General features: G+C 65.8%; 22 protein-coding genes. 15 read left to right on the forward strand and 7 right to left on the reverse strand.

What is annotated here, in order from left to right; all coding sequences use genetic code 11:
• Positions 1–167 precede the first annotated feature (167 nt).
• The 7 genes from AC1DN0_RS30500 to AC1DN0_RS30530 all read left to right on the forward strand — a co-directional run bounded on the left by AC1DN0_RS30500 (position 168) and on the right by AC1DN0_RS30530 (position 8,708).
• The gene (locus tag AC1DN0_RS30500) at positions 168–1,352 is read left to right on the forward strand and encodes an acyl-CoA dehydrogenase family protein (protein ID WP_441625094.1); all 1,185 of its coding nucleotides are present in this window, start codon (positions 168–170) and stop codon (positions 1,350–1,352) included.
• A 32-nt stretch (positions 1,353–1,384) separates the two neighbouring features.
• Complete coding sequence (locus AC1DN0_RS30505) at positions 1,385–2,524, forward strand: acyl-CoA dehydrogenase family protein (RefSeq protein WP_441625096.1); 1,140 nt, start codon at positions 1,385–1,387, stop codon at positions 2,522–2,524.
• A 401-nt stretch (positions 2,525–2,925) separates the two neighbouring features.
• On the forward strand, positions 2,926–3,882 hold the full coding sequence (locus tag AC1DN0_RS30510) for an ABC transporter permease (RefSeq protein ID WP_477102237.1): 957 nt from the start codon (positions 2,926–2,928) through the stop codon (positions 3,880–3,882).
• A 56-nt stretch (positions 3,883–3,938) separates the two neighbouring features.
• Positions 3,939–4,808 carry an ABC transporter permease gene (locus AC1DN0_RS30515; protein ID WP_045235745.1) on the forward strand — a complete coding sequence of 290 codons (870 nt, stop codon included), beginning with the start codon at positions 3,939–3,941 and terminating at the stop codon, positions 4,806–4,808.
• 102 nt (positions 4,809–4,910) lie between these two features.
• Positions 4,911–6,614: an ABC transporter substrate-binding protein gene (locus tag AC1DN0_RS30520; RefSeq protein WP_441625100.1), complete on the forward strand. Its 1,704-nt coding sequence runs from the start codon at positions 4,911–4,913 to the stop codon at positions 6,612–6,614.
• 98 nt (positions 6,615–6,712) lie between these two features.
• Entirely contained in the window at positions 6,713–7,690 is a 978-nt protein-coding gene (locus AC1DN0_RS30525) for an ABC transporter ATP-binding protein (RefSeq protein ID WP_441625102.1), read from the forward strand.
• Entirely contained in the window at positions 7,680–8,708 is a 1,029-nt protein-coding gene (locus AC1DN0_RS30530; protein WP_441625304.1) for an ABC transporter ATP-binding protein, read from the forward strand. The genes AC1DN0_RS30525 and AC1DN0_RS30530 overlap by 11 nt, the downstream gene beginning before the upstream one ends.
• An 813-nt stretch (positions 8,709–9,521) precedes the next feature.
• Here AC1DN0_RS30530 and AC1DN0_RS30535 read toward each other — a convergent pair.
• Positions 9,522–10,760, reverse strand: coding sequence for a TetR/AcrR family transcriptional regulator (locus AC1DN0_RS30535; RefSeq protein ID WP_477146236.1), 1,239 nt, complete (start codon positions 10,758–10,760; stop codon positions 9,522–9,524).
• A gap of 251 nt (positions 10,761–11,011) precedes the next feature.
• Here AC1DN0_RS30535 and AC1DN0_RS30540 point away from each other — a divergent pair, with 251 nt between their 5' ends.
• The 4 genes from AC1DN0_RS30540 to dkgB all read left to right on the forward strand — a co-directional run bounded on the left by AC1DN0_RS30540 (position 11,012) and on the right by dkgB (position 14,706).
• Complete coding sequence (locus AC1DN0_RS30540; protein WP_477111416.1) at positions 11,012–11,773, forward strand: ATP-binding cassette domain-containing protein; 762 nt, start codon at positions 11,012–11,014, stop codon at positions 11,771–11,773.
• Positions 11,770–13,050, forward strand: a complete 1,281-nt coding sequence (locus AC1DN0_RS30545) for an ABC transporter permease (protein ID WP_441625108.1) — start codon at positions 11,770–11,772, stop codon at positions 13,048–13,050. The genes AC1DN0_RS30540 and AC1DN0_RS30545 overlap by 4 nt, the downstream gene beginning before the upstream one ends.
• A gap of 14 nt (positions 13,051–13,064) precedes the next feature.
• On the forward strand, positions 13,065–13,721 hold the full coding sequence (locus AC1DN0_RS30550) for a DUF3299 domain-containing protein (RefSeq protein ID WP_441625110.1): 657 nt from the start codon (positions 13,065–13,067) through the stop codon (positions 13,719–13,721).
• 181 nt (positions 13,722–13,902) lie between these two features.
• Positions 13,903–14,706, forward strand: coding sequence for a 2,5-didehydrogluconate reductase DkgB (gene dkgB / locus AC1DN0_RS30555; RefSeq protein WP_477102242.1), 804 nt, complete (start codon positions 13,903–13,905; stop codon positions 14,704–14,706).
• 46 nt (positions 14,707–14,752) lie between these two features.
• Here the strand turns inward: dkgB and AC1DN0_RS30560 are convergent, their stop codons facing one another.
• The 3 genes from AC1DN0_RS30560 to AC1DN0_RS30570 form a co-directional block, all read right to left on the reverse strand.
• The gene (locus AC1DN0_RS30560; RefSeq protein WP_441625114.1) at positions 14,753–15,478 is read right to left on the reverse strand and encodes a response regulator transcription factor; all 726 of its coding nucleotides are present in this window, start codon (positions 15,476–15,478) and stop codon (positions 14,753–14,755) included.
• Positions 15,479–15,496: 18 nt separating this feature from the next.
• Entirely contained in the window at positions 15,497–15,655 is a 159-nt protein-coding gene (locus AC1DN0_RS30565; protein ID WP_441625115.1) for a hypothetical protein, read from the reverse strand.
• 248 nt (positions 15,656–15,903) lie between these two features.
• On the reverse strand, positions 15,904–17,037 hold the full coding sequence (locus tag AC1DN0_RS30570; RefSeq protein ID WP_441625117.1) for an alkene reductase: 1,134 nt from the start codon (positions 17,035–17,037) through the stop codon (positions 15,904–15,906).
• A 348-nt stretch (positions 17,038–17,385) separates the two neighbouring features.
• Here AC1DN0_RS30570 and AC1DN0_RS30575 point away from each other — a divergent pair, with 348 nt between their 5' ends.
• Entirely contained in the window at positions 17,386–18,234 is an 849-nt protein-coding gene (locus tag AC1DN0_RS30575) for a D-amino acid aminotransferase (protein ID WP_441625119.1), read from the forward strand.
• A 115-nt stretch (positions 18,235–18,349) separates the two neighbouring features.
• Here AC1DN0_RS30575 and AC1DN0_RS30580 read toward each other — a convergent pair whose 3' ends face one another.
• Entirely contained in the window at positions 18,350–18,556 is a 207-nt protein-coding gene (locus tag AC1DN0_RS30580; protein ID WP_441625121.1) for a hypothetical protein, read from the reverse strand.
• 319 nt (positions 18,557–18,875) lie between these two features.
• Between AC1DN0_RS30580 and msuE the strand changes: the two genes are divergently transcribed.
• The 3 genes from msuE (at position 18,876) to AC1DN0_RS30595 (ending at position 21,684) form a co-directional block, all read left to right on the forward strand.
• Positions 18,876–19,442 (forward strand): FMN reductase, encoded by a 567-nt coding sequence (msuE, locus tag AC1DN0_RS30585; RefSeq protein ID WP_441625123.1) that lies wholly within the window; start codon positions 18,876–18,878, stop codon positions 19,440–19,442.
• Positions 19,443–19,643: 201 nt separating this feature from the next.
• On the forward strand, positions 19,644–20,675 hold the full coding sequence (locus AC1DN0_RS30590; RefSeq protein ID WP_477146237.1) for an isocitrate/isopropylmalate dehydrogenase family protein: 1,032 nt from the start codon (positions 19,644–19,646) through the stop codon (positions 20,673–20,675).
• Between the two features lie 127 nt (positions 20,676–20,802).
• Positions 20,803–21,684 (forward strand): alpha/beta fold hydrolase, encoded by an 882-nt coding sequence (locus AC1DN0_RS30595; RefSeq protein ID WP_441625127.1) that lies wholly within the window; start codon positions 20,803–20,805, stop codon positions 21,682–21,684.
• A gap of 6 nt (positions 21,685–21,690) precedes the next feature.
• Here AC1DN0_RS30595 and AC1DN0_RS30600 read toward each other — a convergent pair whose 3' ends face one another.
• Positions 21,691–22,326, reverse strand: coding sequence for a 3-oxoacid CoA-transferase subunit B (locus AC1DN0_RS30600; RefSeq protein ID WP_441625129.1), 636 nt, complete (start codon positions 22,324–22,326; stop codon positions 21,691–21,693).
• Positions 22,323–23,009 (reverse strand): CoA transferase subunit A, encoded by a 687-nt coding sequence (locus AC1DN0_RS30605; protein WP_477146240.1) that lies wholly within the window; start codon positions 23,007–23,009, stop codon positions 22,323–22,325. The genes AC1DN0_RS30600 and AC1DN0_RS30605 overlap by 4 nt, the downstream gene beginning before the upstream one ends.
• Positions 23,010–23,137 lie beyond the last annotated feature (128 nt).

Below are 23,137 nucleotides of genomic sequence, written 5' to 3' on the forward strand. Positions count from 1 at the left end.
CGAGGGGTTGAATTCCAAGATCGCCACTGTGCAGAAGCGAGCCTGCGGCTATCGCAATCCGGACCACTTTAAGATCGCCGTCTACTTCCACTGCGGTGGTCTCAACCTACATCCAGCTGCGCTGACCCACACGAAAGTCGGATGAACCATAAAAAAAGGAGACAAGCGTGGATGACCTGGAAACCTTCCGGCAGGAGGTACGTGCCTGGCTGGAAGCGCAATGCCCGTCCGAGATGCGGCAGCCGGTACGCAACGAAGACGATATCTGCTGGGGCGGACGCAAGTTCCGCTTCCAGTCCGAAGCGCAGCGCCTCTGGCTCTCGCGCATGGGCGAGAAGGGCTGGACGGTGCCGGAGTGGCCGCGCGAGTACGGCGGCGGCGGCCTGTCCCGCGAGCAAGCCAAGGTGCTGCGCCAGGAGATGCAGGCGCTTGGTTGCCGGGTGCCGCTGCAAAGTTTCGGCATCTGGATGCTTGGCCCGGCGTTGCTGAAGTTCGGTACGGAGCAGCAAAAGCGGGAGCACCTCCCCAGGATCGCGCGTGGGGAAATTCGCTGGTGCCAGGGCTACTCGGAACCGAACGCCGGGTCGGACCTGGCCTCGCTGCAGACGCGCGCCGACGAGCGTGGCGATCACTTTGTCGTCAACGGCCAGAAGGTCTGGACCTCCTACGCCGACAAGGCGGACTGGATCTTCTGCCTGGTGCGTACCGATTTTGCGGCGCAGAAGCATACCGGCATCAGCTTCCTGTTGTTCGACATGGAGACGCCGGGCGTGTCGACGCGCCCGATCGTGCTGATCTCGGGCAAGTCGCCATTCTGCGAGACCTTTTTCGATGATGTCGTGGTGCCGCGCGGCAACCTGGTCGGCGAGCCGAACGGCGGCTGGACCATCGCCAAGTACCTGTTGACGCACGAGCGCGAAATGATCAGCGCCATCGGCAGCCGCGGGCAGCGCCCGCCGATGGGCAGGCTTGCCCGCGACACGCTGGGCCAGAACGAACGCGGCGAGGTCGATGCGCCGATGCTGCGCGCGCAGATCGCCACCTTCGAGATCGACGAGTTGGCCTTCGGGCTGGCGGGCGAGCGGGCGGTGGACCTCGCCAGGCAAGGCGAGGGCATCGCGGCGTTCTCCTCGGTGCTGAAGTACTACGGGGCCGAACTCAACAAGCGGCGCTATGAACTGCTGATGTCGATCGGCGGCAGCGAAGCGCTGGAATGGGAGAGCGAGCGCAGCCAGGATGGCGCCACCGCGCGCGGCTGGCTGCGCAGCAAAGCCAACTCGATCGAGGGCGGCACGAGCGAAGTGCAGCTCAATATTGTTGCCAAGCGCCTGCTTGGCTTGCCCGGCGCCTGACCCCGCCTGAACGCCACGCTTCGAAAACGACCATGGCCATCGTATTGAACCAGACCCAGGAGATGCTGCGGGACAGCGCCCTGGCATTCCTGCGCGAAAGCGCGCCGGTCGCGATGTTGCGCAAGCTGCGCGATACGCGCGACGAGACCGGCTTCTCGACCCAACTCTGGAAGGACTTCGCCGGACTGGGCTTTGCCGGCGTGCTGATCCCCGAGCAGTATGGCGGCAGCGAGCTTGGTGTGGTGGAGGCTGGCGTCCTCATGGAAGCGCTTGGCCGCACGCTGGCGCCCACGCCATTCTTCTCCACCGCCTTGCTTGGCGCATCGCTGATCTCACGGTGCGGCAGCGAAGCGCAAAAGGCGAAGCTGTTGCCAGCCATCGCCGCCGGCAAGCACCTGACGGCACTGGCGATCGACGAGAGCGCGGCGCACCGGCCGGAACGGCAGGCGCTGCGTGCGGCGCAGCAGGACGGTGGCTACGTGCTCAATGGCGCCAAGGTGTTCGTCATCGACGGGCATATCGCGGATACGCCGATCGTAGTGGGCCGCACTAGTGGCGACACGGCCGACCCGGATGGCATCACGCTCTTCCTGGTTCCGCGTGGCAGCGATGGCATCGACATCGAGCGTACCGTGATGGCGGATGCCCGCAATGCGGCCCGGGTTCGGTTCCGGGATGTTCGGGTCGACGCCGGCGCCGTGCTCGGCCAGGTGGGCGGCGGCGCGGCCATGCTCGACCAGGTCCTCGATATCGCGCGCGCCGCGCTGGCGTCGGAACTCGTCGGCATTGCCGACGAGGCGTTCGAACGTACCTTGCGGTACCTGAAGGAGCGCAGGCAGTTCGGCAAGATCATCGGTGAATTCCAGGCGCTGCAGCATCGCGCCGCCCACCTGTTCAGCGAAATCGAGATCACGCGCTCGGCGGTGTTGCGCAGCCAGCAGTTGCTCGACGAAAGCCCCGCCCAGCCTGTTGCCCTCGTATCGGCCGCCAAGGCGCGGGCCGGCAGCACGGCGACGCTTGCGGTGCAGGAAGGCGTGCAGATGCACGGTGGCATCGGCATGACCGACGAGTTCGAGATCGGCTTCTATATGAAGCGCGCTTGCGCCGCGCAAACACTGCTCGGCGATACCAACTTCCACGCGCATCGCTGGGCCACGCTGCGCGGCTACTGAGCGCCGCAGCGCACCATCCTGAAACCGTTTCGCAGGTCTTCCGCGCGCAGGCGCGGGGCCTGCGCTCGCCCTCGCTCCTGCGCTGGCGGGTTTGCATTGCACAACGTGCGCGCCGCGAACGCGGACCCTAGGTAAATCCACTAGACATTCAAGGGCGAGTTCGGTTGTCACGAATTAGAACTCTGGGTATGCTAAGTACGCTATCTGCATAAACAGCAGTCCGGTGGAAAATCGTCGTGCGGATTCTCTATTTCTGGTTGTAGTTCGCTTTATTTGAGCGTAAAGCGATTCCGGCGTGCGGCACGGGTCAGCCACATGAAGCACCGAACAGGAGATGCTATGGTCGGGGCGGCAAGAATTATCGTATCTACGGTATCTTTCTTCGAAGCGGGCGCCACGCTATGAGCGCCTACATCCTGCGCCGCTTGCTGGCGCTGCTGCCGACGCTGCTGTTCGCCAGCCTGATCGTCTTCGTGATCGTGCGCATGGTGCCGGGCGATGTGGTTGACCTGATGCTGAGCCAGAACGACATCAGCGCCGATGCAAAAAGCCGCGACGACCTGATCCGCGCGCTCGGGCTGGACCAGCCGATGTGGCGCCAGTACCTGCACTGGGTCGGCAGCATCGCGCTGCACGGCGACCTGGGCCAGTCGCTGTGGCAGGGCGAGCCGGTGCTGAAGATGGTGGTGGCGCGCATGCCTGCGACGTTTTCGCTCGGCGCGCTGGCCTTGTTCGTGGCGCTGTCGGTAGCGTTGCCCGTCGGCGTGCTGTCGGCCATCCGGCAGGACACCGCGGCCGACTACGTGGCGCGCTCCTTCTCCATCCTGATGCTCGCGGTGCCGAGCTTCTGGCTGGGCACGATGGTCATGGTGTTTCCCTCGGTGTGGTGGGGCTGGTCGCCGGAGGTACGCTACGTCCCCTTCCTTGAAGATCCGCTCCAGCACATCAGCAACATGCTGGTGCCCGCCATCATCCTCGGCATGGCGCTGTCCGCCATCACCATGCGGATGACGCGCACGATGATGCTGGAGGTGCTGCGGCAGGACTACATCCGCACGGCATGGGCCAAGGGACTGAACGAACGCCTGGTGATCCTGCGCCATGCGCTGCGCAACGCGCTGATCCCGGTGGTGACGCTTATCGGCCTGCAAGCGCCGCTGCTGATCGGCGGCGCGGTGGTGATCGAGCAGATTTTCGCGCTGCCGGGCATGGGATTGCTGTTGCTGGACGCGGTCAACCAGCGGGACTATCCCGTCATCACCGGTGTGTTCCTGGTGGTCGGCGTGGCAGTCATGCTTATCAACCTGCTCGTGGACCTGAGCTACGGGCTGTTCGATCCGAAAGTGAGGCATCGCTGATGGCCCGTCCAATCGCAAACGCCCCCGCAATCCAGGCGGTGCAACCGCCGCGGGAGATGTCCGGCACGGGTTGGGCTGTCGCTGCCCTTGCCCTGGTGAAGCGCCTTTTCCGGGAGAAGCCGCTGGGCGCCGCCGGCGCGGTGATCTGCCTGATTTTCCTGTTCTGCGGCGTCTTCGCCGACTGGCTGGCGCCATATGGCGTCAACGAGATCAGCATGATGAAGCGGCTGCAGCCACCGTCGTGGGCGCATCCCTTCGGCACCGACAACCTCGGGCGCGACATGCTGTCGCGCTGCCTGTACGGGGCGCAGCTTTCCGTGATCATCGGGCTGTCGGCCGCCACGCTGGCCACAGCGGTGTCGGTGGTGATCGGCATCCTGTCGGGCTACCTTGGCGGCAAATTCGACCTGATCGTGCAGCGCATGGTGGATGCGTGGATGAGTTTTCCGGACCTGGTGATCCTGATCGTGGTGGTGTCCGTGCTCGGCCCGGGCAGCTGGCAGATCATCGGCACGCTTGGCCTGTTGCTGGGCGTCGGCGGATCGCGCATCATCCGCAGCGCGGTGGTCTCTGTACGCGAGAACATGTACGTCCACGCCGCGCAGTCCATGGGCGCTTCCACCGGCCGCATCCTGTGGCGCCATATCCTGCCCAACGTGCTGCCGCCCATCATCGTGCTGTTCACCACGCGCGTGGGCACGGCCATCCTGGCCGAGTCCGGACTGTCCTTCCTCGGGCTCGGCGTGCCGCCGCCGGCGCCGACCTGGGGCGGCATGCTCTCCGGCAACGGCCGTACCTTCATGTTCCAGGGGCCCTGGCTGGCGCTGGCCCCCGGCATCTGCCTCACCGTGGTCGTCTATGCCATCAACGTCTATGGCGACGCACTGCGCGACCTGCTCGATCCGCGCATGCGCGGCACGCGGTAACGCGATACCAGAGGCCGGCGCCATGACGCCGGCCCGGGAGGATCCAGGGGCGCGGGCGCATCGCTTGCGTCGCGACTTGACGGGCGCAACTAGGAGACAACGATGGAGGGACGCGGTTTGAAAAGAACAATAGTCTCGGTGGCAACGGGCGTGGCACTGGCGCTGTCCGCCGGCGTGGCCAGTGCGCAGGCCGAAGCGCCGAAATACGGCGGCAATCTCGAAATCGGCTCGATGTATCCGACCATCTCGGCCTTGTCCTGGGACCTGGCAGACTGGAACTGGAAGCAGAACTACGATACCGGGCAGGTCTACGAGCAGCTCTTCGTGGCCGATCTTTCCAAGTCCAGGCGCAACGGCGGCAAATATGCCTTCCAGGCGGACGCCTGGCTGCCGGAGGATGCGATCCGCGGCGAGCTTGCCGAGAGCTGGAAGTGGGTCGATCCGCTGACGCTGGAAGTCAGGCTGCGCAAGGGCGTCAAGTTTCCCGCCAAGGCCGGCGTGATGGAAGAGCGCGAGCTGGTGGCCGACGACGTGGTCTTCAGCTATACCCGGATGAACAGCAGCGCCAAGAAGATCCCGACCTACTACGACCACCTCACCAAGGTCGAGGCGACCGACAAGTACACCGTGGTATTCCGCTTCAAGGAATACAACGCCGAATGGGATTACCGCTTTGGCTGGGGCTACTACTCCGGCATCATGCCCAAGGAAGTGGCGGCCGCCGGCGCTGGCAACTGGAAGAATGTGAACGGCAGCGGGCCCTTCCTGCTGAGCAACTTCGTGCAGGGCACTTCCAGCACCTATACCAAGAACGCGCAATACTGGGACAGCGACAAGATCGGCGGCAAGGACTACAAGCTRCCCTTCGTCGACAAGGTGGTACTGCGCACGGTCAAGGACGAGTCCACCCGCAACACCATGCTGCGCACCGGCAAGCTCGACGTGCTGGAGTATGTCCGCTGGACCGCTGTCGATGAACTCAAGAAGAGCGCGCCGGCGCTCAAGTGGTCGCGCTGGTTGTCGACCAATGGCCAGTACGTGGCGCTGCGCGTCGACACCAAGCCGTTCAACGACGTCCGGGTGCGGCGCGCGCTGAACATGGCGGTCAACAAGCAGGAGATCGTCAAGCAGTTCTACGGCGGCAATGCCGAACTGTTCGCCTATCCGCAGCATCCGGATTACGCAGGCTACTTCGAACCGCTGAGCGCCATGCCGGAACAGGTGAAGGAGCTGTTCACCTACAACCCGGACAAGGCACGCAAGCTGCTGGCGGAGGCGGGGTATGCGAAAGGCTTCACGTTCAAGGTGCAGGTATGCGCCTGCCAGCCCGAGCACCTGGAGCTGCTGCCGCTGATCGGAGCCTATCTCGAACAGGTCGGCGTGCGCATCGAGATCCAGCCGATGGAGTACGGCGCCTTCCTGTCGGCCATGACCACCAAGACCAATGCGCCCGGCTACCTGATGAGCAACGGGCATACCAACCCGACCACCACGATCCGCAAGAGCTTCGTGAAGGGCCAGGTGTGGAATGCTGCGCAGTGGGGCGATCCGAAGTACGAGCAGCGCGTGAACGAAGCCTTCCAGATGCGCGACCTCGGCCGCCGCCAGGAGGCATTGCGCGCGCTGACGCGGGACGTGCTGGCGGATGCGCCGTATATCTGGCTGCCGATCCCTTACCAGTACACCGCATGGTGGCCCTGGGTGAGGAACTACGACGCCGAACTGCGTGCGGGCGCGGTGCGTCCCGGCCCGATCTACGCGCGGATGTGGATCGACCAGGACATGAAGAAGAAGATGGGATTCTGAACCCGTGACGCGAACGCGCGGGCCGGAGCGCCCGGCCCGCGCAATACTGTCATTCAGGCAATTGGCCACTTTGCCACTTTGCCGCTCGGAGGAGGCGCATGACGCAGCCCATTCTGCAGGTGAACAAGCTGACTACGCGGTTCCGTACAGACCGCGGCGTGGTGACGGCGGTCGACCAGGTCTCGTTCGACGTGGCGCCGGGCGAGACGCTGGCTATCGTCGGCGAATCCGGCTCGGGAAAAAGCGTGACCGCGCTGTCGATCCTCGGGCTGATTCCCAGCCCGGCCGGGCGGATCGAAGCGGGCGAGATCCTGTTCGACGGACAAGACCTGCTGCGGCTCAGTCCGGCGCGCATGCGCGCGATTCGCGGCAACCGCATCGCCATGATCTTCCAGGAGCCGATGTCCTCGATGAATCCGGCGCTGACCGTGGGCAAGCAGATCGCCGAGCCGATGAACCTGCATCAGGGCATGCCGTGGAAGACCGCGCTCGGCATTGCCGGCGAGCTGCTCGGCAAGGTGCAGATCCCGGAAGCGGAAAGCCGGCTGGGCGCCTATCCGCACCAGTTCTCGGGCGGCATGCGCCAGCGCGCCATGATTGCCATGGCGCTGGCCTGCAAGCCGCAGTTGATCATCGCCGACGAGCCGACCACTGCGCTCGACGTCACGGTGCAGGCCCAGATTCTCGACTTGCTGAAGGATCTCGCCAGCAAGTCGGACACGGCGCTGATCCTGATCACGCACGACCTGGGCGTGGTGGCGCGCTATGCCGATCGCGTGGCCGTGATGTACGGCGGGCGCATGGTCGAGACCGCGAGCGCGCGGGAGCTGTATGGCCATCCGTCGCACCCGTACACGCGTGGCCTGATGGCCTCGGTGCCGCGCATTGACGGCGATACCCGTCAGCCGCTGGTGCCGATCGACGGCCAGCCGCCCGACCTGACCGCGCTGCCGCCCGGCTGTGCCTTCATGCCGCGCTGCAAGCTCGCCTCCGATCAATGCGCCCTGTCGCGCCCGGCGCTGCGCGCCGTTCGCCCGAACCACTACAAGGCATGCTTCCTCCATGATGCAGACTGAGACACAGGCGGCGTCTGCCGCGCCCCGGTATGGCGAGATTGGCGACGAGATCCTGCGCGTCGAGAACCTCAAGGTTCATTTCCCCGTGACCAAGGGCCTCTTCATCAAGCGTCAAGTGGGATCTGTGAAGGCCGTGGACGGCGTGTCGTTCACGCTCAGGCGTGGCGAGACGCTCGGCCTCGTTGGTGAAAGCGGCTGCGGAAAATCCACGACCGGGCTGGCCATCATCAAGATGCTCGCCGCCAGCGGCGGACGGATCGCCTTCGACGGGGACGACTTCTCCACCTTCAGCAAGGCGCAGGAAAAGAACTTCCGGCGCAGCGTGCAGATGGTCTACCAGGACCCGTTCGGATCGCTGAATCCGCGCATGAAGGTGCGCGATATCATCGGTGAGCCGTTGGAGGTGCATGGCATGGCGAGCGACAAGGCGCGTTATGGCGCGCGCATCGCGGAGCTGTTGCAGATGGTGGGGCTGTTGCCCTACATGGCGGACCGCTACCCGCACGAGTTTTCCGGGGGACAGCGCCAGCGCATCGGCATTGCCCGCGCTTTGGCCGTGGAGCCCAGCCTGATTGTCTGCGACGAGCCGGTCTCCGCGCTGGACGTGTCGATTCAGGCGCAGGTGGTCAATGTGTTCATGGAGTTGCAGCGGCGGCTTGGGTTGACCTATGTCTTTATTGCCCACGATCTCGCGGTGGTGCGGCACATCAGCGACAGGATTGCCGTGATGTATCTCGGGCGCATTGTGGAGATCGCCAGCCGTGACGAGCTATATGCGAATCCGCGGCATCCCTATACCAGGGCGTTGCTGTCCGCCGTGCCGGTGGCCAGTGTCGAGGCAGAGGAAAGGCGGGAGCGGATTGTGCTGAAAGGGGAGGTGCCGAGTCCGTTGAATCCGCCGTCGGGGTGCAGGTTTCATCCGCGCTGCGCGCAGGCTACTGAGCGGTGTAGGGTGGAGGATCCGGTGTTGAGGGAGAGGGGGGGTGGGCAGATGGTGGCTTGCCATTTGGAGGGGTAGGGTATTGTTTTTTGGTCTGAATTTTCTCTAAATTTGATTTGAGTTTGATTTTAATTTGGCGGTGTTGGTTATTGCACCCAAAGGAATACGACATCCCCCTGCGGGGGACGCCGGTCACTCTTCTTTGCTTCGGCAAAGAAGACTAACGAGAAGAAAGCCGACCCTGCCGGGGGCAGAGCAATCAGGCTATTTCGCATTGGTGATTTCGTCGTRCGGCCAGCAGTTCTGCTAGCTTCTGCCGGTACCAGCTTGCAGGGTCACGAATCTGCCAATTTCCGGGATTCGTGGTGCGRCCCCCGGTAGCGGAATCCTTGCCCATTCGGCCATCTGCCGTTACCGGYGCGAAGCACCACGATACATCGCCTGCCAATGGTTTCGTGGTGGGGCGGGCGCGGTGATCAGGGTCTTGGGCATATCAACCCGGTGCCACCGCGCCCACGACGGAACCGGTGCGCCTGCAACTTCGTGGGCGGCCACTACGCGAGCGACAGACGGCTTGAAGCAAGTGATGTCTGCTACCGGGGGCCTCACCACGAATCCCGGAAGCTGGCAGGCTCGTGGTCAGTCAAGCCGGTACCGGCAGAAGCTAGCCGGCACTCTGGGCCGCACGACGAAACCATCGATATTCGAGAGCCTTATTGCTCTGCCCCCGGCAGGGTCGGCTTTCTTCTCGTTAGTCTTCTTTGCCGAAGCAAAGAAGAGTGACCGGCGTCCCCCGCAGGGGGATGTCGTACGCTTTTGGGTGCAAAAACCAACACCACCAAAATAAAGCCATCATCCCCCAAAAAACACACCGAAAAATAGAAACCCCCATCACYCCCCAGAAAACAACCCCATAAATAAAGGCCGAATAAACAAATCCCCAGCATTCCCCCCCGAAGCATCCGGCACCCACCGCTGCAACTCCACCGCCGCATTAATCATCCCATTCACCTGCAACGAAGCAATCGACTGATCCATCGGCCGGATCGACCCATCCTGCATCCCCTGCACCAGAAACCGCGTAAACCGTGCAGACAGCCGGCTCATCGTCAACATCTTCTCCTTGCGCATCTCCTCCGGCAGCGCCCCATAGATGGTCAGCCGCAGCAGCGGCCCCTTGCTAGAGAACTGATAGCTCACCAGCGCACGCGAGATCGCGCACAACTTGTCCCAGCCCGTGCCCGGCCCTTCCTCCACCTTCGACTGCGCATCCCGGATGACCGCGAACATGCGGTCGAAGCAGGCGGAAATCAGGTCGTCCTTGTTCTCATTGTGGTGATAGAACGATCCCTTGGTGAGATTCAGCCGCGCGGAAATGCGATCCGCGGAGGCGCCGCGATAGCCCAGTTCGTTGAGTAACTCGGTAGCGGCGCGCAGGAAGGCTTCCTGAGTTGTCTCGGGTGTGTCGATCACCGGCAGCGGCGGCGAGGCGGGAGTGGTGTCGTCCCATTTCGAGGAAGGCGACGCAAAGCCGTTGAGCAGCAGATCCACGACCGTTTCCGCGACTTTCGGGTAGTCCTGCGGTTCGTAGCGCTCGACCCATGTCATCGCGCCGCTGGTGAGCGACAGCAGCAAGTGCGCTGCCGCGCTGAGCGCGCTGCGTTGCGCGGGGCTCCGCGGTGCTTCCGCACGCAGCAGCTTGCGGATACGCCGGAACATGTCGGTATACGCCTCGAAGGCAACGTCCGCGTGGGTGTCCGGCAGCGAGCGGATCTCGCGAAAGCTCATCAGCTCCGGGCGCTCTCCCGTTGCCGTCCTGGCCAGCCGCTCGAAGAACAGCGCGATAAACCGGCGCACCCGTGCCTCCGGGCCGGGCTCGTCGGCCGTGGCGTCGGCGATGCCCGCCATCTCGTCAATCGTGCGCATCAGGCAGGCCACCACAAGGTCTTCCTTCTTGCGGTAGTAGTAGGTGATGCTGTTGGTGCTGAGCCCGACTTCCTGCGCAACGTCCGAGAGCGTGGCGCCACGCAAGCCCTTCCGGTTGAACAGGCGGGCAGCCGCGTCGAGAATCGCGTCGCGTTTCTCCACATAACGGCGTGTGGGGCGGGCTTCCGCTGTTTCCTTGAGCATGGAGTGATGTATCTGCATTCGTTGGCCGGAGGCGCGGATCATTTGAGCGGGCGCATTGATCCGGGCGGTCTCGACGGGACTATAAGTGTACCGAACGGATTCACAGGATGGCTCCCGTTTGATGCCGCGCAAGGGCTCGCCAACGTGGCATCCGATCGCCCGGCGTCACGTGCGCTATTGCCTTCCTTCTCCGGCTGACAGCATAATGCAACTTTGTTGCATTATGCCTGGCGGCGCGAGGAGGGCATCGGATGGCCAGCAATACCAGCGGGATCGACCTGATCAACGCGGCGAACGGCACCAACGGCGATCCCGTCATCGACCTGCGGGGCATCGCGTTCACATGGCCCGGGCAGGCCGCGCCTTGCCTGCGGCTCGACCGGTTCCGGCTGGACGCGGGCGAGCAGGTATTCGTCTGTGGCCAGAGCGGCAGCGGCAAGAGCACCTTGCTGTCGGTGCTGGCCGGGGTGCTGGCGCCCCAGCGGGGCAGCCTGCGCGTGCTGGGCACGGCGCCGGATGCGCTTAGCGCGCCGCGGCGCGACCGCTTCCGGGCCGACCATATCGGCCTCATCTTCCAGCAGTTCAACCTGCTGCCCTATCTTTCCGTCGTGGACAACGTGCTGCTGCCGTGCCGCTTCTCGCGCAGCCGTCGCGAGCGCAGCGCGGCGCAGGGCGCGACGCCGCAAGCCGCCGCGCATGCGCTGCTTGCGCAGCTCGACCTGCCGCGTGCGCTGTGGCAGCGTGCCGTGACCCGGCTTTCCGTCGGCCAGCAGCAGCGCGTGGCGGCGGCCCGAGCGCTGATCGGCCGGCCGCGCCTCGTGCTTGCCGATGAACCCACTTCCGCGCTGGACGCGCCGCGACAGCAGGCTTTCATGGACTTGCTGCAGCGGGAATGCGGAATTGCCGGCGCCAGCCTGGTGTTTGTCAGCCATGACGAACGCCTGGCCACGCGCTTCCAGCGGCGGTTGTCGTTGCCGGCGGCCCATGCGCCGCATGCGGCGGGGCCGGCGTGATGCTGATGCTCGCGATGGCCGCGCGCAGCGCATGGAACCGCCGCTTCAACCTGCTGCTGATGCTGCTGGCGATTGCCATGTCCACCGCCATGCTGCTGGGCGTGGAGCGCATCCGGCACCAGGTACGGGCGAGTTTTGCGCAATCGGTGTCCGGCACCGACCTGGTGGTGGGCGCGCGCACCAGCCCGGTCCAGTTGATGCTGTACACCGTGTTCCACCTTGGCGGCACGACCAACAATATGAGCTGGGACAGCGCCCGGCGGCTGGCAGGCCATCCGGCCGTGGCGTGGACCATTCCGCTTTCGCTGGGCGACTCGCACCGCGGCTTCCCGGTGCTGGCGACCACCCCCGGCTACTTCGTGCATTACCGCTACGGCGACCGGCAACCGCTGGTCCTCGCGCAGGGCAAGCCGTTCGCGGCGCTGTTCGATGCCGTGCTCGGCGCCGAGGTGGCAAACCGGCTGGGCTATCGCGTGGGCGACCGCATTGTATTGAGCCACGGGGATGGCGATGGCGACGGGCCGGCGCACGCAGGCCATGCCGGGCATGAGGACAGGCCCTTCGTCGTGAGCGGCATCCTGGCGCGCACCGGCACGCCGGTGGACCGCACCGTGCATATCGGGCTGGAAGCGCTGCAGGCCATCCACCTTGGCTGGGAGGGCGGCATGCCGCTGCCGGGCCTTGCCATCCTCCCGGAGCAGGTACGCAAGTTCGACCTGACGCCCCATAGCGTGACCGGCGTGCTGGTCGGACTGAAGCTCAGGTCGCAAGTCTTCACCGTGCAGCGGGAGATTGCCGAAGACCCGCATGAGCCGCTGATGGCGGTGCTGCCGGGCGTGGCGCTGGATGAGCTATGGCGCGTGACCGGTGTCGCCGAGCGCGCGTTGCTGGTGGTGTCGGGGCTGGTGGTGGTGGTCGGGCTGGCGGGGCTGGTATCGTCCATTCTTGCCGCGCTGGGCGAGCGGCGGCGCGAACTCGCCATCCTGCGCTCGGTCGGCGCACGGCCGGGCGACCTGTTGGCGATGCTGGCGCTGGAAGGGCTGGTGGTGATGCTGGCGGGCGCGCTCCTTGGCCTCGCGCTGGTGACGGTGCTGGCGGCGGTGTCCGGCCCTTACCTGCAATCCGCCTTCGGCGTAACGGTGCCCGCAGCCTGGCCCACGCCCGGCGAATGGCCGCTGCTGGCCGCCACGGTGGGCGCCGGCTTCTGCGTGAGCCTGCTGCCTGGATGGCGCGCCTATCGCCTGAGCCTGGCCGACGGGCTGATGCCGACGACATGAAGACGAGGACGCCAATGCCTGCCCGCTTCCGGCGCACGTTGATTGCGCTCACTGTCATCGCGCTGGCCGGCGGAGGCGCGGCATATTTCTTCCGGCCGCTGTCCGAGCCCGAATCCGGCGCCACTGCGGGCGCCGCCGCGCACGCATCCGCCTATGCAGTAGGCGAGGCGTTGCGCCCTGCCGTCGCGCCTTCCACGCCTGACCCCGCCTTCCGCGAGATAGCGTGGCGAGATCTGCTGCCAAAGGGCTGGGACCCGCTGGCGCCGTTCAAGGGCCTGAAGCTCGACGAGCTCGACGACGCCGATCCCCGCGCGCAGATTGCCCTGTACAAGGCACGGCAGTACTGGAAGAACGCGCCCGTTGAACCCGCGCTGGCTGGCGCGGCGGTACGTCTTGCCGGTTTTGTGGTTTCGCTCGACGCAGAAGGCGAGGCGATTCGCGAGTTCTTGCTGGTGCCGTACTTCGGCGCGTGCATCCACGTGCCACCGCCGCCCGCCAACCAGGTCATCCACGTCCGCACGGACAAGCCGTTGCCGGGGCTGCGCACCATGGACACCGTGTGGATCGGCGGCGCGATGCGGGTCGAGCGGGCAGACACCATGATGGGCTACGCCGGCTATGCCATGGACGGGGCGCGGGTGGAGCCCTATCTCCCGCCCGCGCGGCAATAGCGGAGGCAGCGCGCGCTCCATTCTTGCTCCGGAATCAAGTATCTTCTGCGCGGGACATGGTTTTTCTCGCGGCGGGCAGCGCGGATACTCGGGGCATGTTCGCTGTGAAGGCAAGCAAGGCTTGCGTTGCGGCAAGCCATGGCCCCATCGGCCAGATACAACCCCGAATCAGGAAACAACAATGCCCATTCCCGCCCTTGGCCTCGGTACCTTCCGCCTGCAAGGCCAGACTGTCATCGATTCCGTGCGCAACGGCCTCGACGTTGGCTACCGCGCGATCGACACCGCGCAGATCTACGGCAACGAGGCCGAAGTCGGCCAGGCCATCGCCGAGAGCGGCGTCGCCCGTGCCGACCTGTTCGTGACGACCAAGATCTGGGTCGAGAATCTCTCACGCGACAGACTGGTGCCCAGTCTGAAGGAGAGTCTCGCCAGGCTGCGCACCGACCATGTCGACCTGACCTTGATCCATTGGCCGTCGCCGGACAACACGGTCCCGGTCGCCGAATGCATGACGGCGCTGGCCGAGGCCCGCGAGCAAGGGCTTACCCGTCAGATCGGTGTATCCAACTTCACCGTCGACCTGATGCGGCAGGCGATCGATGCCGTTGGCGCCGGAGCGATCGCCACCAACCAGATCGAGTTGCATCCCTTCCTGCAGAACCGCAAGGTCGCGGACTTCGCGCGCAGCCAGGGCATTCACATTACGTCGTATATGACGCTGGCCTACGGCAAGGCGCTGCAGGACCCGGTGATCCGGGAGATCGCGCAGCGGCACGGCGCCACGCCTGCGCAGGTGGTGCTGGCCTGGGCCATGCGGCTTGGCTATGCGGTGATTCCGTCTTCGACCAAGCGGGCTAACCTGAAGAGTAATCTGGGGGCCGTTGATGTGCGCTTGTCGGAGGCAGAGATGGCAGGGATTGCCGGGTTGGAGAGGGGCGGGAGGCTGACTAGTCCGGAGGGGTTGGCGCCGGTTTGGGATTGAGGCGCCACGGATGGGATGTTACCGAAGCCGGCGCGGCAGCCGTCGCTCAGCCAATCATGTGCGGGCTCGGCCGTTGCCGCCTGGCACCGGTTTCATCCAGGCGATAACCGTGGCCATACACGACCATGATGACCAGGCCATTCCGGGGATGCAGCTCCAGGGTCGCGCGCAGGCGCGACACCAGGCTGGCCAGCGCGCGCGACCGCGGCGGCAGCGCATAGCCCCAGATCGCGCATTCGATGTAGGCGTGGGACAAGACGCGGCCGACGCTGGAAAACAGCAGCGAAGCAAGATCGAACTCCTTGGGGGTCAGGGGCATGCGGCGCCCCTGAAACACGGCCTGGTGCGACTGGCAATCCAGTGAATAGTGGCCGACCGTGATGTCCGGGCTCGGGGCTTGCTGGTGCGAGGCCGCGCGGCGCTGCAGCGCGTGCAGGCGGGCCACCAGTTCGCGCAAGCGCAGGGGGTGGATCATATAGTCGTCGGCCCCGGCTTGCAGGGTATTGACGACCGAGTCCTCGTCACGGCGGTTGGAAACCACCAGCACCGGCACCTTGCAGCGCCCGGCGCTGCGCAGCGCGCACACAGCCTCAACCGCGGGCAGGTCGGCCAGTTCGTGGTCAACCAGCAGGACATCGTAACCGGACTGGTCGATGCCGCGAAAGAACTCGCGGCTTGCGTGGTAGGTGTGGCAATACACCCCGGCGCGGGAGAGGGCCTCTGCCATGATCCTGGCCTTAAGCGACAGATCCGCGAGCAGTGCAATCTTCATAGAATTGTCCAACGGGCATTAGTGCGGTTCGCGGGCCGGCGCGCGCATCGACTGCGATACCTCCGCATTGCGCTGCCGCAGCGTAGCGTCCCGTTCGGGCAGCAACCCGGCGCGCGCGCGCCTCAGCGCCTGCAGGGCGTGGATGTCGGAGGGAAGGGGGGCGGCAGCGGAAGGCATGCCGCCAGTTTACTGGCGGCATGCTGGCAATGAAATCGGACACGTCCTAAATGGTACGAATCCGGTGTGTTTGCTGGCTTCGTTGTACGTCTGGCCTCCGATCCGTGCCGCCAGGTGCTTGGCAGCCCGGTGGCGATATCGCTTTTGTTGACATCCACGGGCGCCTTCTACGCTGCCGACGCCAGTTGCACGGCGCGGGCCGCTTCATCGCCCGTTTCATGAAAGCACGGCAGCGCACCGGCAGCGGCTCAGGCCGCGGCCTTGGTTTCGCTCTCGCCCTGCGGCGTAAATCTCGGGTAATCGGTGTATCCCGCGGCACCGCCGCCGAAATACTTCGAGCGGTCGCCGGCATTGAGCGGCAGATCGTGCTGCAGCCGGTAGGGCAGATCAGGGTTGGCGATAAACGGGCGCCCGAAGCCGATCAGGTCGGCCCAGTCTTTAGTGAGCGCTTCTTCCGCGCGTGCCCTGCTGTAGTTGCCCGAGTAGACCAGCGTGCCGGGATAGATGGCGCGCAGCGCTTCCTTGAACGTGGCTGGCATCACGGGTGCGTCTTCCCAGTCTGCTTCGGCGATATGGATATAGCCCACGCCGATCTGGCCGAGCGCGTGTGCCGCGGCAAGGTAAGTCGCTTCGGGCGTATCGTCGACCGCGCCTTGCAGCGTGGTGAGCGGCGCCAGGCGCACGCCGATGCGGTCCTTGCCGACTACGTCGGTCACCGCTTGCGCGACTTCCTTGAGGAAGCGCAACCGGTTGGCGAGCGAGCCGCCGTATTCGTCGCCGCGGGTATTGGCCTGCGAGTCGATGAACTGGTTGATCAGGTAGCCATTGGCGCCATGCAGTTCGACCCCGTCGAAGCCGGCTGCCAGCGCGTTGCGCGCCGCTTGCGCGTAGTCGGCCACGATGCCGGGGATCTCGTCAATGTTCAGCGCGCGCGGGGCGGAATGCTGGATCATCTCGCCGACACCGCCCTGCGGGCCCTGGCCGGTGGCATCGACAAACACCTTGACGCCCTCGGCGACCAGCGCCGACGACGATACTGGCGCGGTGTTACCCGGCTGCAGCGTGGTATGCGACACGCGGCCGACGTGCCAGAGCTGCGCGAAGATCTTGCCGCCGGCGGCGTGCACTGCGTCGGTGACCTTGCGCCATGCTGTGACCTGTCCGGGGCTGTAGATGCCAGGCGTCCAGGCATAGCCCTGGCCTTGCCGGCTGATCTGCGTGCCTTCCGAGATGATCAGGCCAGCAGTGGCGCGCTGACTGTAATACTCGGCCATCAGGTCCGTTGCCACGTCGCCGGCGGCGGCACGCGAACGGGTCATGGGCGGCATCACGATGCGGTTGCGGGTGGTGATATGGCCGAAGGTGTAGGGGGTGAACAGCATGGTTTCTCTCGCTCGTCGGTTTGGCCAGGCAAGAAGCGGCCACAGGGGGCCGGCCCTGGATGGACCTGGGGCCCGGGCCGCCCGGCGGTATTGCCGGGATGATGTATGGATTATCGGGACGGGCCGCTTTTGCAAAAACCCTGTAACAGGCAAATGATTCTTGCGGCGGGCTCAAGGATGGCCAACTGCCCGTAGTGATACAGGCATCACGCGGTGGCCCCCGGGGCCGTCCTCGGGCAGTTCATGCCGATTTTGCATAAGCGCCCGCCGGGGCTTATGGAACAATGCGTCAACCGACGGATTCCGCTTCCGTCCTTTACCGCTCTCCCCACCCTGGCGCTACCCAACATGAACGACGAAATCGTCTACCTCAACGGCGAACTCACGCCTTTGTCAGAAGCCCGCATCCCCGTGCTGGACCGCGGTTTTATCTTTGGCGACGGCGTGTATGAAGTCGTCCCCATCTATGGCGCCAAGCCCTTCCGCCTGCACCAGCACCTGGCCCGCCTGGCGCGCAGCCTGGCAACCATCGGCATTCCCAACCCGCACGCCGAGCCGGAGTGGATGGCGCTGATCGACCGCGTGGTGCGCGCCAACGGCCTGAGCGACCAGATGGTCTACATTCAGGTCACGCGCGGCGTGGCACGGCGCACCCATGCCTTCCCCAAGGAGGTGACGCCGACGGTGCTGATCATGACCAACCCCATGTCGCTGCCGTCGGCGGACATGCGCGAGAAGGGCGTGGCCTGCGTGACGGCCGAGGACAAGCGCTGGCTGCACTGCCAGGTCAAGTCGACCTCCCTGCTGGGCAATGTGCTGGCGGCGCAGAACGCGGCGGAGCATGGTGTCACCGAGACCATCCAGTTCCGCGACGGCGCGCTGACCGAAGCCTCGGCGTCGAATGTCTGGGTGGTCGGCAAGGGCCGGGTCTCGGCGCCGCCGAAGGACAACCTGATCCTGGAAGGCATCCGCTACGGCTGGATGGAGGAGTTGTGCGCGGCGCTGGATATCTCGCTGGAAGCGCGCCGGATTTCGCAGGACGAGGTAATGGCTGCCGACGAGGTACTGCTGACGTCGGCCAGCAAGGAGATCCTCTCGGTGGTGACCATCGACGGCAAGACCATCGGCAGCGGCGAGCCCGGCCCTGTGTTCAAGAAGCTCTACGCTGCGTACCAGGCAGCCAAGGTGGCGCCGTAGTACGAGAACGGTGTGGCTGGTTGCCCGGCGTGACCGAGCGACTGGCGTTGCCCGTCCGGCCGGCAGAGCAGCAGCGTGCCGGCGGCGGTATCCAGTTCCAGGGCGGCTGCGGCGATCATGCTGCGGCCGTCAGCGCCTGCTGCGCGGTATTCCGGCTCTCCCTGCGCCTGGCGGCCTGCGGACGGGCCTGCCAGTAGGCGTCGTCGGGCGCGGCAGTCAGGGATTGCCCCGCTGCTTCCAGTTTCAGCTCCCCCTGCGTCGACGCGGCCTCTTCCCTGCCTTGCCATGTGCCAGCGCGGGCAGGCCAGACCAATCCCGGCATGGCCTGCGCCTCGCGCTCGCGAGCGAGTGATTCCGGATATGCAAACGCGAAATCCGCACAGCCGGCGCGAAGCGGGGGAGGGCCGCAGCGCACGCGATGGCGGTCGGGATTCGCATTCGCATATACACCCCACGCATCTATGCAAAGACGAATTTCGTCCTTCGGCGGCTTGCTGTGCTGCGCTATCGTGAGGGACTTGTAAGCGACCGCTTGAGACGGACAAAGCCTGCGGACAACGGCGCTGTCGCAAGCGCGGCACCGGGCAGGCATTGCAATGCGCGAATCCAGGACCAATCGATATCGACAGGAGGTTTTTCCAATGGCTACACCGCTGAAAGTGGTCGCCGTCAACGGCAGTACGCAACAGCCCTCGCGCACGCTCGCGTTGGTGCGGGCGTTGCTTGGCGAGCTCGATGGCAAGCTGCTGCTGCACAGCCATATCGTCAACCTGGGCGAGATCGCCCGCCCACTGGGCGCCGCGCTGACGCGCGCCGAACTGCCGCCGGAGATTGAAAACGAGCTGCTTGCGATCGAGTCCGCCGACCTGCTGGTGGTGGCGGCGCCTGTCTATCGCGGGTCCTATCCCGGCCATTTCAAGCATCTGTTCGACCTGGTGGGGCAGGAGGCGCTGGCCGGCAAGCCCGTGCTGCTGGCGGCCACGGGTGGCAGCGACCGGCACGCGCTGGTGCTGGAGCATCAGCTGCGGCCCTTGTTCGGATTCCTGCAGGCGCTGACGCTACCGATCGGCGTGTATGGCAGCCCCGGCGATTTCCAGAACCACCAGGTCAGCAGCGATGCGCTGGCCGAGCGCATCCGCCTGGCCGCCGACCGCGCCGCGCCGTTGTTCGGCGCCAGCCGCAGATCGCCGCTGCAGCGTGCCGCCTGAGGGGAGCGCCGCAGCCGGGATGTCTTCATCCCGGCTTTCGGCAAGCGTTCGTTGCCACGCCGTGTCCTTGGTTCCGGTCCGTCATTGCCTGCTCATGCGCGGTCGGGCCCGATTGTCACGGGCGTAATCTATGCTTGTGAGCGAAAGCCCGCCTCGGCTCCCCCGCCGGCGCGCCGCCCAATTCCTCCAAAGGACAAGCATATGGAAATCCGAGCAGCCAATCAGATCCCCGCCACCCTGATCCCCGGCGACGGCATCGGGCCGGAAGTGGTGGAGGCCACCGTCAAGGTGCTGGACGCGCTGGGCGCGCCATTCTCCTGGGACGTACAGCAGGCCGGCATGGCGGGCATCGCCCAGGGCGGCGACCCGTTGCCCGAGGCTACCCTCGACAGCATTCGCCGTACCGGCCTGGCGCTGAAAGGCCCGCTGACCACGCCCGTCGGCGGCGGCTTCCGTTCGGTCAACGTGCGCCTGCGCGAAGCCTTCAATCTCTATGCCAATGTGCGGCCCGCCCGCACGCTGGTGCCGGGACGCTTCGAGAACATCGACCTGGTGCTGGTGCGCGAGAACGTGGGCGGCTTCTACGTGGCCCACGACTATTACATCCCCGTGGGCGACGACCCGCATGCCGTGGCGGTCTCCACCGGCACCAATACGCGCGACGCCTGCCGGCGCATCGCCCGCTTCGCCWTCGAGTACGCGGTCAGGAACCAGCGCAAGAAAATCACCGTGGTGCACAAGGCCAATATCCTCAAGGCACTGACCGGGATCTTCCTGGAAGCCGCGCGCGAGGTGGCGCAGGACTATGCGGGCCGCGTGGAGATGGACGACCGCATCGTCGATGCCTGCGCCATGCAGCTCGTTCTCAACCCCTGGCAGTTCGACATGCTGCTCTGTACCAACCTCTTCGGCGATATCCTGTCCGACCAGATTGCCGGCCTGGTGGGCGGGCTGGGCATGGCGCCGGGGGCCAATATCGGCGATACCGCCGCCATTTTCGAGGCCGTGCACGGCTCGGCTCCCGATATCGCCGGCAAGGGCATTGCCAATCCGATTTCGCTGATGCTGGCCGCCGGCCTGATGCTCGAACATGCAGGCCGGCAGGACCTGGCGTTGCGGCTGCGCAAGGCGATCGACCTGGCGCTCAATGAGGACCAGGTCAGGACCGGCGACCTGAAGGGCTCGGCGTCCACGCTGCAATTTGCCGACGCGGTGGTGAAGCGGCTGGGTTGACGCACCGGCACATGCTGGGCGCCGCCGACAGGACCAACCCGGATAGTCCCGCCACGCGCTCTTGCGTACCATGGTTGCGCCGCTACCGTCACTCCCGACACAAGCCGGCGCTAACCGAGGGCTTGGCATGCAGACATCGGAACCGTACTTCCACTTCCGTCTCGATTCCAACGACGACCACAAGATCGAGGTCCATCGCTGGCAGGGAGGCGCGGCGCCGCGCGCCGTGGTGCAGATCGCGCATGGCATGGGCGAGCATGCGCTGCGCTACCGGCCGCTGGCCGAAGCGCTGGTGGGCGCGGGCTACGTGGTCTATGCCAGCGAGCACCGGGGGCATGGCGCCGATGCGGCCGCCCAGGATAAGCTTGGTGACTTCGGGCCGCGTGGCTTTGCAGCACTGGCGGACGACATGGCCGTGCTCAGCCGGCACTCGCGGGCGCAGCATCCCGGCCTGCCGCTGATCCTGTTCGGCCACAGCATGGGGTCGTTCGCCACGCAGTGCTACCTGGCCGAGCACAGCGAGTTGCTCGCCGGCGCGGCGCTGTCGGGCACCACCGCGGTGGACCTGATGCTGGAGGCGGCGCGGGCGGGTTTCAAGCTCGAGGATATGAATGCCGGGGTGCCGGACAGCCGCACGCCCTTCGACTGGCTCAGCCGCGACCCGGCACAGGTGGATGCGTATATCGCCGATCCGCTGTGCGGTTTCACCGTCACGCCGGCGTCGCGTGCCTCGATGTTCGCCGAATGCGCGCGCCTGGCCGAGCCGGATACGCTGCGCCGCATCCGTCCGGGGCTGCCCATCTACCTGTTCACCGGCGACCGTGATCCGGTCAATAATCACCTCGCCTGGTTCGAGCCGCTGGTCAGCCGCTATCGCGCGGCGGGGCAGACCGATGTGTCGTCCCACGTATTCGGCGGCGCACGCCATGAGACGTTGAACGAGACCAACCGTGCGGAGGTGATTGCCATCCTCGCCGCGTGGATCGGGCGGGTGGTGTCCGGCCGCTGACGGGCGTCAGGGCAGGAGGCGCGCCTCGGTCACCGCCTGCAGCGCTTCCAGTGTGATGCCTTCCGCCATTGCCTCCACCCGCAAGCCGTCGGGCGTCACGCGCATTACTGCCAGGTCCGTATAGATGCGGCAGACCACGCCGCGTGCGGTCAACGGCAGCGTGCAGCGGCGCAGCAGGCGCGGGCGGCCGTCGCGCGTGGTGTGTTCCATCAGCACCCAGACCTCGCGGGCGCCAAAGGCGAGTTCCATCGCGCCGCCCACGGCCGGCGGGGTGTTGGGATCGCCCCGGGTCCAGTTGGCCAGGTCGCCGTTTTCCGCCACTTCATAGGCGCCCAGGATGGCCAGGTCCAGATGGCCACCGCGCATCATGGCAAAGCTCAGCGCGGAATCGAAGATCGCCGCGCCGGGACGCAGCGTCACCGGCTGCTTGCTGGCGTTGATCAGTTCCGGGTTTTCCTCGCCTGGCGGCGGGCGCGGCCCGAGATGCAGGATGCCGTTCTCGCTATGCAGGAAGACCTCCCGCTCCGGGGGGATCATGTCCCCGACCAGCGTCGGCAGGCCGATGCCCAGGTTGACATAGGATCCCGTGCGGATGTCCTGCGCCGCGCGCCGGGCGATCTGCTCCCTGTTCCATCGCATCATTGTTCGCTCCTGGCGGATTGGCCGTCGGTGGTGACGAGGCGATGGACAAAGATGCCCGGCGTCACGATATGTTCGGGGTTCATGGCGCCGGCCTCGACCATCGTGTCGACCTCCGCCACCACCACGCGCGCGGCGGTCGCCATCACGGGATTGAAGTTGCGCCCGGCCAGGTGATAGTCCAGGTTGCCGAGGCGATCCGCGGTGCGCGCGCGGATCAGCGCGAAATCCGCATGCAGCGGCAGTTCCAGCACGTGCTGCACGCCGTTGATCTCGCGCGTGTCCTTGCCCTCGGCAAGAATGGTCCCGGCGGTGATGGGGCAGTAAAAGCCGCCCAGCCCGGCCCCGGCGCAGCGGATGCGCTCCACCAGCGTGCCTTGGGCCACCAGTTCCAGCTCGACTTCGCCGCGCCGGTAGGCGTCGCGAAAGGCCGTGGCCCCGGCCGTCAGCGGATACGAGCAGACCAGCTTGCGCACGCGCCCGGCTTCGATCAGGCTCGCCACGCCCTCGCCGTCGTAGCCGGCGTTGTTGGRGATCACCATCAGATCCCTGGCGCCATGCGCCAGCACCGCGGCGATCAGGCCGCCGGGCAGGCCGGCGCTGCCGAAGCCGCCCACCATCACGGTGGCGCCGTCGCGCAGATCGGCGATGGCCTCGCCGCAGCTTGCTACCCGTTTGTTGACCAATTCSATGCCYGACACGCTCCCGTTCCGCGGCTTCGCCGCCGCCAAGCCATGCATCATGCGGCGTCCGGATCGATAGGTTCAAGTACAAGAGGCTTAATTATTGATAAGCTAGGCTTATATTGCGCGCA

This window comes from Cupriavidus sp. 05N39 (assembly GCF_056397325.1).